Annotated in this window: 7 protein-coding genes; 3 read left to right on the forward strand and 4 right to left on the reverse strand. The window is 39.1% G+C overall.

The features are described from left to right. The first annotated feature begins 218 nt into the window (after positions 1-218). Entirely contained in the window at positions 219-767 is a 549-nt protein-coding gene (locus BZG01_RS08210) for a DUF4468 domain-containing protein (RefSeq protein WP_101309343.1), read from the forward strand. A gap of 311 nt (positions 768-1,078) precedes the next feature. Here the strand turns inward: BZG01_RS08210 and BZG01_RS08220 are convergent, their stop codons facing one another. From BZG01_RS08220 to BZG01_RS08235, 4 genes are all read right to left on the reverse strand, one after another. Continuing rightward, positions 1,079-2,239, reverse strand: a complete 1,161-nt coding sequence (locus BZG01_RS08220) for a cysteine desulfurase family protein (protein ID WP_101309345.1) — start codon at positions 2,237-2,239, stop codon at positions 1,079-1,081. An 11-nt stretch (positions 2,240-2,250) separates the two neighbouring features. After that, on the reverse strand, positions 2,251-4,197 hold the full coding sequence (locus BZG01_RS08225; RefSeq protein WP_101309346.1) for an OmpA family protein: 1,947 nt from the start codon (positions 4,195-4,197) through the stop codon (positions 2,251-2,253). 164 nt (positions 4,198-4,361) lie between these two features. Continuing rightward, entirely contained in the window at positions 4,362-7,232 is a 2,871-nt protein-coding gene (locus BZG01_RS08230) for a PD-(D/E)XK nuclease family protein (RefSeq protein WP_101309347.1), read from the reverse strand. A gap of 41 nt (positions 7,233-7,273) precedes the next feature. Further along, the gene (locus BZG01_RS08235; protein ID WP_180327260.1) at positions 7,274-7,942 is read right to left on the reverse strand and encodes a YiiX/YebB-like N1pC/P60 family cysteine hydrolase; all 669 of its coding nucleotides are present in this window, start codon (positions 7,940-7,942) and stop codon (positions 7,274-7,276) included. Positions 7,943-8,190: 248 nt separating this feature from the next. Here BZG01_RS08235 and BZG01_RS08240 point away from each other — a divergent pair, with 248 nt between their 5' ends. Continuing rightward, complete coding sequence (locus tag BZG01_RS08240; RefSeq protein WP_101309349.1) at positions 8,191-11,046, forward strand: 2-oxoglutarate dehydrogenase E1 component; 2,856 nt, start codon at positions 8,191-8,193, stop codon at positions 11,044-11,046. 143 nt (positions 11,047-11,189) lie between these two features. After that, entirely contained in the window at positions 11,190-12,437 is a 1,248-nt protein-coding gene (odhB, locus tag BZG01_RS08245; protein ID WP_180327261.1) for a 2-oxoglutarate dehydrogenase complex dihydrolipoyllysine-residue succinyltransferase, read from the forward strand. The last annotated feature ends 247 nt before the right edge of the window (positions 12,438-12,684 follow it).

Here is a 12,684-nt window from a genome sequence, read left to right on the forward strand (position 1 = left end):
GTAAAAATATTGCAATAGGTATGATAAAACAAGTGTCAAATGTGCCATTTTCTTCATATTGAACATAAATATAAGTCCCTATTTGTCTGATTACCCGAAAACAAGGGCTTGCAACTTAATTGCAAGGAAAACTATTCTTTTTGAAAAATCAATAAAAAGGATTAAATTAAAAATTGAGATGATGCCAAATAGTCTGTTCAATTCTTAAACTACACATTATGAAAAAAATCTTCATTATTCTACTGTCCTTTACTTTTAGCTCATTCATAATTGCCCAACAAACAAAGAACATCGACTTATTTTTAGATGATGATGGAAATATTAGTTTGGAAACAAAATATCTGCAAACAGCAATAACAGATCAGCAAATTCGAGACTGGATTTCCTCATTTCCTGATCAAGTAAATGGTAAGATCGAATATATTAATTCAAATTCAGGCGAATTTCGATACAAAGGCCGGGTTCCTGTTTCTTTAAGCGAAAGACCTTCCGTTTTCCAGATTGAAATGCATTTCACACTTTCAATTCACAGTGCGGAAGACCAATTAATTGTTGCCATTGGTGATATCTATTATCAATCCTATCCGGAATATGGGAAGCAAGGAACTCCAGCCATAATTTCCTATCCTAAAGATTGGTACTCCAAAGCAAAATTGCGCAAAAAAACAGGCAATCTGCCTTGGCTAAACAGCTTGGTTAAAGAAAACACCATTTCCAAAGCTGAAGAATTGCTGGCTGGTGGAAATGAGTTTTTCAGGTGTTTATAATTGTAAGGTTTTGTCACATGGTCCCGAAAGTTTTCGGGATTACCATGCCGGAATAATCATCTTCCTGTGTGCCGCAATTACCGACGTTTCATGATATTGTTCGACTCTGACAGGTTAAAAAAAACGCTGTCAGGTCTTTTCCGAAAAAGCTTCTTGAAACCTGCGACTTTCCCAATTTATAATTCATAATTTTTAACTGTTTTCTCTGTGTGCCGCAATTGCCCGGCATGAACGTTTCATGATATTGTTCGACTCTGACAGATACTTTTCCGAAATTGCCCGGCATGGTGATTTCAAATAATTAAATGGCTTTATTCCGGATTGCTTTTCTTTTGATTGGCATCTCTGCGTAAACTTTTAATCACCTCAATTATTTCATTTGAAGCTAAATCTATTTCAGTTTTAGTAGTATATCTGCCTACGGAAAAACGAATTGTGCCCATTGCATATTCCAAAGGAACTTTCATAGCATCCAGGGTTGCTGAAACACTCACACAATCAGTGTGACATGCGGCACCCGCCGATGCGGCCACATTTTTTAACCGACTTAAAATCTCGTTTACCGGAATTTTCTTAAAGGAAACACTTAAGGTATTTGGCAAACAAAAATCCTTATTCCCATTAAACTGAACATCTGAAAGTTTAGATAAGTTCCTGCGTAAAATCCGAATCAAATTCATTTCATGCCTCATTCGTTTGTCTTCCTCCTCCATGGCCAATTCGGCGGCTTTTCCCAAACCAACAATTTCCAATACATTTTCGGTTCCTGCCCGCAAATTCCTTTCATGATCTGCACCATGAATCAATTTCTGCAATTTAATTCCCCCACGAATATACAAGGCTCCAATTCCTTTCGGACCATAGAATTTATGACCTGCAAGAGTCAGTAAATCAACACCCAGTTCCTGAACATTAACAGGTACTTTACCAACAGCCTGAGCACAATCAGTATGGACAATGATATTATTCTGCTTCGCCAATTTCGAAATTTCAGAAATTGGCTGTAAAGTTCCCACCTCGTTATTCGCATACATGATCGAAATTAAAATAGTATCTGGTCGAATGGCCTTTTTCAAATCAGACAATTGTACCTGTCCGGTTTCATCAACAGGCAGATAGGTAACTTCGAACCCTTGTGTCTCCAAAAATTTACAAACCTCTGTAACCGCAGGATGCTCGATAGAAGAAGTGATAATATGCCTGCCTTTATCCTGATTTGCAAAAGCATAGCCTTTTAATGCATAATTATTCGATTCAGATCCGCCACTGGTAAATATCAACTCTTCAGCATCACAATTCAGCAATAAAGCTACCTGATTTCTTGCCTTGTCCACAGCCTCTTTGCATTGGCGCCCATAAAAATGTGAGCTTGACGGATTGCCAAAAAAACCTTTTAAATAGGGAATCATTGCATCTGCAACTTCCGGTGCGATAGGTGTAGTCGCATTGTAATCAAGATATATCGGTTTCATTTTATTGATTATTATTGATTTTCAACAACTTTGAATTCTGTTCTTCGATTTAAACTTCTTCCCTCTTCGGTTTCATTGGCTGCAATAGGATGTGAAGCTCCGTATCCTTTAAAGCTTAGCCGTTTTGCTTCTATTCCTTTTGAAATTAAATAATCGCAAACCGCCTTTGCCCGGTTATTGGAAAGATTTAGATTGTAATTTTCAGTTCCGGTATTATCGGTATGACCGGCAATTTCAATTTTTAATTTAGGATAAGCTGCCAACAGATCATACAAGCGGGTCAATTCAATTTCAGATTTCGGCAAAATATCCCAGGAGTCGATATCAAAAAACACATTCCGAAGTACGATTTCTTTTCCTTTTTCAATTTTATCTAAAAAGATATCTAATTGTTGGGGGTTCGATTTCTTCTGATCATTCTTCATTGCAAAATGCTCCGAATAAAAAAGATAATTTTCGGCTGAGGCCGAAAATAAATATTCTTTTCCCGAAGGCAAACAAACCAAATAGCTGCCATCCGTCCGATCCGATTTAATCTGAATAATTGTATCATTGCTCATTAAATCAATTAATAAAAGCGAAGCAAGCACAGGATTTTTGGATTTAGCATCCAACACATTGCCTTTTAACCACGACACAGACTGTGGCTGCAAATCTACAGGCATCTCAAAACTAAAAATATCTTTCCCTTTGCCTTTTAGGCGATCCGAAGAAAAATAAGCTTTATCACCTTTCGCATTAATAATCAATCCGATTTCATCGTTAAATGTATTAATTGGGTAACCCAAATTTTCAGGTTCGCTCCATTTCCCATCTTTATCGCGTTCTGTCTTAAACAAATCATATCCTCCCATTCCGGTTAAACCATCTGAAGAAAATACCAGATACCGGTTTCCGGCATGAATAAACGGCGACATTTCATTATCTGTTGTATTAATAGAAAGGTTCGCCGGCTGCGTCCATCTTTGCTTTCCATCTTCCAAAGTTTCAATTAATCTGGAATGCCAAATGTCCATTTTCCCTTTTCCTGATTTTCGGTTGCTCACAAAATACAATTCCCGTCCGTCAGCAGATATACTTGGCTGAGCTTCCCAAGCTTTCGAATTAATTGGTTTGCCAACATTTATTGGTGCCGACCATACATCTCCTTCCCGAACTGAATAGTAAATATCACACCGGCCATATCCGTTGGGACGATCACAGGCCGTAAAATACATGTATTTGCCATCTGCCGTAATGCTTTGAGCTCCTTCGTTCTTATCTGTATTGATAACTAAGGATAATGGTTCCGCCGGCATCCATAAACTATCTTTTTGGCGGGATACATAAAAATCCTCCTGCCTTTTGATTTTCACTTCCGTTCCCTCTTTCTTTTCTATCAACAATCGGGTAAATACCATCAATTTCTCATCTGCGGTAAGACTGGGCCAATACTCATCAAATTCGGAATTCACATTGTCACCAAGGTTTACCGGTTTAAAATCGACAGGATTTGCTATTGACTTGATCGCAAACCGGCAACTTTCCAGTCTTTTTGCTGCCAACCTTCTATTTCTGTCGGAGCTATTTGAAAGTGACAGAAAGTCTTCATATTTCGTTAATGCCTTTTGATATTCTCCTATTTTCAGGTAGGCATTCCCCAAATTAAAATGCACATTCGGGAAAAATTTGGCATCAATATTTATCGCCTCCTGATAGGCCTCAATTTCGGATTCAGTCTTGCCCGTTTCGTGCAAAACATCAGCTTTAAAAAGCCATGCTTCAATAAAATCAGGGCTTTGCTCAATTGCGGCATCTAAATATTTCAGAGCTTTGGAATTATCCATCTGCCGATAAGCCTCCGAAGCCAACTCATAATTTTTGATGGCTCTCTTCGACTTGATACTGTATTTTTTTTGTGCATTGGAAGTAAAACCAACGGACAAGAAAAATAATAGTAAAATAACTGATCGACACATTGTATTGATATTTTTCAAGTGTTTATAATTTTATGTTTTTGCCATATAGCCTGTCCCGAACTTGTTTCGGGAGAACTTTCCAAGCTGGAATAATCATGCCCCTGTGTGTTGAACGCTTTCAACATGGACGTTTCATTCGTAACAAAAACAAAAGAAGCCACAACTTATCGATGGCAAATTTCGGCATACACACAAGTTCGGCAAATATCTTTATTTTCTACCTGATAAAAAGGAATATCCTGATTAAAAATCTCTTCCAGTAATTCTTGCAGGCCTTCAACAAATTCAGCTTTAAACATTCTGTAATCATCAACGCGAACGGCATTTCCGCGCCCCTCTTTTTGAGCTAAGGTGCAATCAAACCCATCGTTAAAAAACTCTTTCAGGCTGTATATTCCAGGAGAAATTGCTGCACCTGGATTGTAATTTTCATCGTAAAACAAGCAATAAAGCAAAGTTTGAAATGCCGCTTTATTTTTATTCTTTCCTTCTTTTTCGAAAAGAGAAGCGATATCCTTAAAAATCAAATCGGCCTTGCCTGTTTTGTAATCTAAAATACGAATGGTATCATTCAATTTATCTACTCTGTCAATCAATCCGCTAATGTTTACCTTTCGATCGGCTTTCTCTCCTATTGGCATTTGAATTTTATATTTTCCCTCCAAAGAAACAATTTCAAAAGGTGCAAATTTCTGATCCAAAATCAATATCCGGTCAATAAACTTCTTCAGGATATCAAATACGAGCAGGTTTCTGCCGCCAATTTCCATTGGCTGCTCCTTTTTCAGCTGAAAGTAGATGCTTCGAAAAGCATCTTTCAAAACCTGATCCAGTAAAACTTTATTTTTCCGCAATCCCTCCAAATCTTCTTTCCGAATCGTTTTGCCACTAAAAGGCTTGTACAATTCTTCCAAAACCGAGTGAAATAAATTCCCGAAAGTCGGCGGATCGATCTCTTCCAAAACCACATCGGGTTCTTTTAAACCAGCCAAATATTTAAAATAAAAGCTTAGGCTGCAATTCATATAAGTATTTAAGGCTGACGGCGAAAAACTCTTTATCCCATCACCACAATATTCGCTTAGGCAGGTTTGAATTCGTTCGTTTTTGGCCACACTAACCGGCTTGGTTTCCTGCAAAGAAATATTGTAGGACGGACTGTTCTCAACAATCTCAAAATCTGATTCGTATTTCAGCTGATACAAAAAACGACTCATTTCACCAGTGCGAATCCCATCACTTTGAGTGCTGTACAGCAATTTAAGATCTTCAACACGCTGAATCAACCGGTAAAAATAGTAGGCGAAAATTGCATCCTGATGGTCGATTGTCGGCATTCCAAAGCCTTTCCGCAAATGATAGGGAACAAACGAATTTGCAGCTCCTGTTTTTGGCAATTTCCCTTCGTTCATCGAAAGCACCACAATCTTTTTGAAATCGAGCAATCGTGTTTCCAAAATTCCCATTACCTGCAAACCTGCCAAAGGTTCTCCTTCGAATGGAATACTCAAACTCTGAATCATTTTATCCAGAATCTTATAAAAAGTATCCTGTTTTAATTCAATTTTGTGCTGATTCAGTAAAGAATTGAGACGTTTTATTGCCAAAAACAAATGATAGATGTATTCCTGTTCAATTTTATCAACCAAGGTTTTTTCCTCGTCAGTCGTTTCTAATTTCTGATAAATTCCCTGAAGCAATTCAAGCAGATATATTGAAAACTGCTCCACACTACTCACCGGAGAAAAAAGCTTTTCCAAAACGGAATCACCTTGAATTAAACGTTGTGGAACCTCAATTCTATTGGTTGTGAGAATATCCTGTGTTATGGAATGTGCCAATTCAGGATTAACAGAATTCAAATATTGGTGATTAAGAAGAGACAATACCTGTTTGTGATGAAACGATACCTCTCCATTTGATTTTTTCACACTTTTCTGCAGATCGATCACCAAACGCAGCAAACTGGCAACAGGCGTGTTTTTGGCAGGATATCCCATGGTTACATTCACATTCTCTGCAATTTTAGGAATGGAATGCAATACCGGAAGAAGCAACTCCTCATCAGCCAAAACAATAGCCGTTTCCTCTAAGGCATCCTCCGAATTCCTGCAGAATTCCTCAACCACAGCGTGGGCATACTTCGCCTGTCCCACTTCCGAGGAAAGTGAAACAAATTCAACTTTGGTTTGATTATTCTTGATATTATCGAACCGAATATTCGTTTTTGGCGACGGAAACCGCTTGATATTTTCGCGTAAAAACAAACCCGCCTCATGAAAAGGATTCTGAAGATAGGATTCATCGTAATCCCAATAAAAATCTGCTTTATCCTGCTTTTTCAACTCATCAAACAAATTCTGTTCGCAACGGTTTAATGCATTAAAACCGATAAAAATAATCCGCTCCTCTTTAATCGTAATCTTCCCCGATTCCAACTCATCAACCAGTTTTCGGGAAGCCATTCCTTCGTATGCCAATCCTTCAGATTGTAATACATCCCGAAAATCAGAATAAATAGGATACAAATTTTCCCAGAGCTTCACAAACTCCTTTTGATGCTCCGAATATTTCTCGGGACGGAATGAACTCCAAAATGATTGTATCGCAGCAATCTGTTCTTCCGTTAAGTAATCGAACAGATTATCAATCTCTTTTTCCTCCGCTAAATTCTGAAACAAATGCTTTGCATTCACCCGGTATTTGTCCAAATCGTCGAAATCGCCCAAAAGCATTTCTCCCCAATGGTAAAACTCATCGAAACTTTCCGACACATCCATTTTTTGAATGTAGATTTTATACAAGCGAAAAAGCAAGCCCAGGTTGTCCTCTGTCTGCAACTGAGAATGAGTTTTAAAAAAATCATTAATGGTTAGAATCCTGGGTGCCCAAACTGGTTTTTCAATCAATTCATTTAAATATTTTGAGAAGAATAAACCGGCGCGGCGATTTGGAAACACCAACATGCAATTGGATAAATTACTGCCGTATTTTTCGTACAGCTCGCTGGTTAATTCGCGTAAGAATGAGTTCATTGTTTAAGTAAGATTTGTGATATGAGATGAAAGATGTGAAATTATTGCCGCAGGTAGGAAAATACAATCTCGATATTCGGAGACTCGTGCATCCCATTAGGATTCAAACCCGGTTTTCCTTCCGGGATATCCACACCTAAGTTTTTGTAATATTCAATCCAAAAAGGAAGAAAACCACCGGTTTTATCATCCTTAAAAGTCATCGGGTTTAGCCGGAAGATTTCAATAGAATCTCCGGCAGTTGCAAATAGGTCATAAATCAGCTCAGAGCAATAGTAAGTTGAGTCTCCCATGATGTAAATATCATCGTATGGTTTTCCAATCAACTTCTCTCCCAACTCCAAAGCTTTGTCAATAAAAGCAGTAAATTCAGGCTTCAGCCTTCCCACCTCAACTTTTGGCTTTTGGTCAGCAGTTGTGCTTCGCTGCAAAAAATCAGTGAGTTTGGTGTAGGTAACTCCTTTTGAGATGGCTTCTAAAACCATAGTATCGCCGTTTGAATGAATATCCACAATCCCAACATGCGAAAAGCTCAAATTCTTAGCTCCTCCTGTTACTGATTCTATCGCATCTGAAATAGAATCAGCATCCAGATCCTGAAAAAGAAGATCTCCTTTTTCGAGAGTAAACCGAGGTTTTTTTTGTAAATTATTACAGGCCGTGAATTGAGCACCAAGTGCCAAAACAATTAAAATACGGAGAAAATACATTTGTGAGATTTTACATGTTTGTCTTAAAAAAACTAAAGTAATTCGAACAGGCATCAAATAAAAGAATTGTGCTGTTTATTTTTAGTCATGTTAAACCAAAACATCTTATAGAAAAACTCTATATCGATATCTGTAAAAAAAATGATCTTTTTATCTTTTATTCGTTTTTGATATCACCATAAGGCTTAAAAATTAATACATTTGTTTAAGTAACAACGATAATCAGACTAAGTACAACGAACAATTACATGGATAAATTTAGCTTTTTAGGTAACAGTGAAATCGAATCTATCGACCAACTTTACCAATCCTATAAGAATGATCCTGAATCTGTTGAAGAAAGCTGGAGACAATTTTTTCGGGGATTTGATTTTGCAACAGCCAAATTTCCAATTAAGGAACAAACGGCCAACGAAAATATTCCTGCCGCAAATACGACGAGTAAAGAATTCAATGTTATGAATCTGATTCATGCCTATCGTCAGCGCGGACATCTTTTTACCAAGACAAATCCGGTTCGGACCCGACGGAAATATTTCCCAACACTCGACGTCGAAAACTTTGATCTGTCAGAATCAGATTTAGAAACTGTTTTCCATGCCGGCACTGAAATAGGATTGGGTGCTTCCAAATTAAAAGATATTGTCTCCCATTTGCAGGAAACGTACTGCAAATCGATAGGTGCAGAATATGTTTTTGTACGTCATCCTCAAATGATGCGATGGCTGCAGAACAAGATGGAAGGCACTAAAAACACTCCGGATTTTAACCATGAGCAACGCAAACACATCTACTATCATTTAAAGCTTGCCGTTGGTTTCGAAAACTATATCCACAAAAAATTTGTCGGTCAAAAACGCTTTTCCCTCGAAGGAACAGAAACCTTAATTCCTGCTTTGGATGCCATGATTGAACGTGGTGCTGAGCTTGGTGTTCAGGAGTTCATTTTCGGAATGGCTCACCGGGGAAGATTAAATGTACTGGCCAATATTTTAGAGAAACCTTACGCCAATATTTTCAAAGAATTTATGGGCGAAGAATTCGAAGAAGACATTGCTTTGGGGGATGTAAAATATCATCTGGGATATGGAAATACGGTAAAAACAGATGATGGCAGTAACGTGAAACTTCATTTGGCACCCAACCCTTCTCATTTGGAGACCGTTGGTGCTGTTGTTGAAGGAATTTCTCGCTCGAAAATTGACAACGACTACGCCGGCGATCAGGACAAATTGGTTCCTGTTATCATTCATGGAGATGCAGCGATTGCCGCACAGGGAATTGTGTACGAAACAGTTCAGATGTCGCAGTTAACCGGATATAAAACCGGAGGAACCATCCATTTGGTCATTAACAATCAGGTAGGTTTCACAACCAATTATCTGGATGCCCGATCGAGCACTTATTGCACCGACGTGGCAAAAGTAACCCGTTCTCCTGTGTTTCATGTAAATGGTGATGATGTGGAAGCTTTGATTTTCACAATCAAGCTGGCTATGGAATACCGTCAGGAATTTAATTCTGATGTTTTCATAGATATTCTTTCGTACCGGAAATTTGGCCATAACGAAGGGGATGAACCCCGTTTTACCCAACCAATTCTGTACAAAGAAATCGCCAAACACAAAAACCCACGGGATATTTATGCCGAATTCCTGATTGGAAAAGGAATTTATACCAAAGAAGAAATTACAACGATTAACTCCGAATACAACGAACTTTTAGATAAAGATTTTGAATTATCCAAAACATTTAAGAAGGTAATTATACAGCCTTTTTTGGAGGATTATTATAAAAACATCCGATACTCAACCCAGGAAGATTTTGAATCTTCTCCTAAAACAGGAGTTGCGAAAAAGACTTTGCTTGAGCTGGCCGGAAACATTACCAATTTGCCCGGCGACCTTACTTTCTTCAAAAAGATTGGGAAGTTAATGACCGATCGCAAAAACATGATCGCGAATGATGAATTGGATTGGGCCATGGGAGAACTGCTTGCCTATTCCAGTCTGCTGGAAGAAGGAAACAGTGTTCGTGTAAGCGGACAGGATTCGGAAAGAGGTACTTTTTCGCACCGGCATGCAGCTTTGGTGATTGAGAACTCAGACGAGAAGTATTTCCCTCTGAAAAACATCAGCGGCAAGCAAGCCCCTTTCCATATCTACAATTCATTGCTTAGCGAATATGGTGTACTTGCATTTGAATACGGATATGCCTTGGCACACCCTTCCGGCTTGACCATTTGGGAAGCTCAGTTTGGCGATTTCCACAATGTGGCTCAGGCGGTTATCGACCAGTACATTAGTGCTGCCGAAGACAAGTGGGGCATAAAAAATGGCTTGGTGATGTATCTGCCTCATGGATATGAAGGACAAGGTGCAGAACATTCGAGCGCAAGAATGGAGCGGTTTCTTACTCTATGCGCCAACAACAACATGCAGATTATCAACCCGACTACACCTGCAAACCTGTTTCACATGTTACGAAGACAAGTGAAACGCGACATACGGGTTCCGTTAATTTGCTTTACGCCAAAAAGTCTGCTTCGCCATGCAAAATGTGTTTCGAAAATGGATGACATGGCCAATGGTCAGTTTCAGGAAGTGATTGACGACAACAATATAATTGCTGAGGAAGTTCGCCGTGTTGTATTCTGTTCCGGAAAGATCTATTACGATTTGCTGGCCCGAAAAGAGGAACTGTTTGCTCAGGATATTGCCTTGGTTCGGGTGGAACAGCTGTATCCGTTTCCTGATAAACAGATTGATCAGATTTTGAATCGATATCCAAATGCTCTTCTTCATTTATGGGTTCAGGAAGAACCGGAAAACATGGGCGCCTGGCAGTTTATCAACTACAACTTTAAAAACAAAGATATTAAATTGGTTCCTGTAGCACGTCAGGCCAGCGGCAGTCCGGCAACCGGATTGAATAAAATTCACCTGGCAGGGCAAAACGAAATCATTAACAAAGTATTTCGAAAATGCAATTGCGATCTAAAATTGAAATATTGCGGATTACAATGTGTGGAAGGCAGTTCTCATGCAGACATCCTTGTTCAGCACGAATATTTCGAAGAGAAGAAAAGTAAGCTGCTGATGTAAATCAAAAGACCCAAGTACAAAAGACCCAAGTGAAAAGTAAAAAGGATTAAAGTACAAAGGATCAAAGAAAAAAGTACAAAATATAAAGACATGCAACAGGTTTAGTTGCTCTTACCCGATGACAAAACAATAACACAATAAAGATGATCGAAATAAAAATACCTAGTCCCGGAGAATCCATTTCCGAAGTAGAAATAGCCAACTGGTTTGTAGCAGATGGTGACATTGTTGAAAAGGATCAGGAAATTGCAGAAATTGAATCGGATAAAGCCACTCTGACTCTTATTGCTGATGAAGGTGGTAAAATTCAGATTATGGCGCAGGAAGGCGATACTGTTGCTGTTGGATCGGTTGCCTGCAGCATAGACACCAGCTTTGCCGGAGAAGCATCTGCTTCCTCTGCTCCTAAGGAAGCTAAAAAAGAAGAAGTTCCTGCTGAAAAAACGGCTTCTGCAGTTGTTGCTGCATCTAAGTCAGCAAATTCTGAAACGTACAAGGATGTTAAGATTTCGCCCATTGCTAAAAAACTAATGGAAGAAAATCACCTTTCGGTTGATGATGTAATTGCCGGCATTCAACGTTTGTCGAAAAAAGACATTCAGGCCGTGGTCAGTAATCCGGGCAGTCAGGCAGTAATTCCGGCGCAAAGCAAAAGCATTTCGAGAGAAGTGAAACGCACAAAAATGTCGAATCTTCGGAAAAAGCTGGCCACCCGTTTGGTTTCCGTAAAAAATGAAACGGCCATGCTGACTACTTTTAATGAAGTTGACATGAGTGCAGTAATGGCACTGCGCAGCAAGTATCAAAAGAAATTTGTAGAAACCCACGATATTAAACTGGGTTTTATGTCCTTCTTTACCAAAGCAGCTTCGGAGGCATTACAACTGCACCCTGCGGTAAATTCGATGATGGATGGTGAGGAAATTGTAAGTCCGGAATACACAGATATTGCCATTGCGGTGCAAACACCAAAAGGTTTGATGGTTCCGGTCATCCGAAACATCGAAACCCTGGGCTTAGCCGAAATAGAAAAGGAACTGATGAATTTGGCCAACAAAGCCCGTTCGGGTAAAATTAGTCTGGACGAAATGACCGGCGGCACTTTTACCATTACCAACGGCGGCGTGTTTGGTTCGCTGTTGAGTACTCCAATTATCAATCCGCCGCAATCGGGTATTCTGGGCATGCACAATATTGTGGAACGACCTGTTGCTGTAAACGGCAAGGTAGAAATCCGCCCCATGATGTACATCGCCCTATCCTACGATCACCGGGTAATTGATGGAAAAGATTCGGTTGGTTTTTTGGTGAAGATTAAAGAGATGATTGAGAATCCTCAGAAAATGTTGTTCGGAGGCAAAGATCCGGATTCATTGTTGTTGGGGATATAAAATACAATATACCTTACCGCAGGGACACGCCATGGCGTGTCCTTTTTTTGTGTGAAAATTTATAAGATGTGAATGTGATCGGGAATCAAATTTATTTTTAAGGTCGGACTCTCCACTTTTAATCGAGTAGGTAGAGGGATTACTCCCTCGCCCTCTCACACCACCGTACGTACTCTCGTATACGGCGATTTCAAATTAATTTTGTAACAGTACATATTTATTCGACATATTAAACAAACCTAAATCC

The organism is Labilibaculum manganireducens (assembly GCF_002843385.1).
Taxonomy (GTDB): domain Bacteria; phylum Bacteroidota; class Bacteroidia; order Bacteroidales; family Marinifilaceae; genus Labilibaculum; species Labilibaculum manganireducens.

Coding starts and splice junctions, on each gene's coding strand:
- BZG01_RS08210 (WP_101309343.1), top strand. CDS start 219: ATGAAAAAAATCTTCATTATTCTACTGTCCTTTACTTTTAGCTCATTC.
- BZG01_RS08225 (WP_101309346.1), bottom strand. CDS start 4,197: ATGTGTCGATCAGTTATTTTACTATTATTTTTCTTGTCCGTTGGTTTT.
- BZG01_RS08230 (WP_101309347.1), bottom strand. CDS start 7,232: ATGAACTCATTCTTACGCGAATTAACCAGCGAGCTGTACGAAAAATAC.
- odhB (WP_180327261.1), top strand. CDS start 11,190: ATGATCGAAATAAAAATACCTAGTCCCGGAGAATCCATTTCCGAAGTA.
- BZG01_RS08240 (WP_101309349.1), top strand. CDS start 8,191: ATGGATAAATTTAGCTTTTTAGGTAACAGTGAAATCGAATCTATCGAC.
- BZG01_RS08220 (WP_101309345.1), bottom strand. CDS start 2,239: ATGAAACCGATATATCTTGATTACAATGCGACTACACCTATCGCACCG.
- BZG01_RS08235 (WP_180327260.1), bottom strand. CDS start 7,942: ATGTATTTTCTCCGTATTTTAATTGTTTTGGCACTTGGTGCTCAATTC.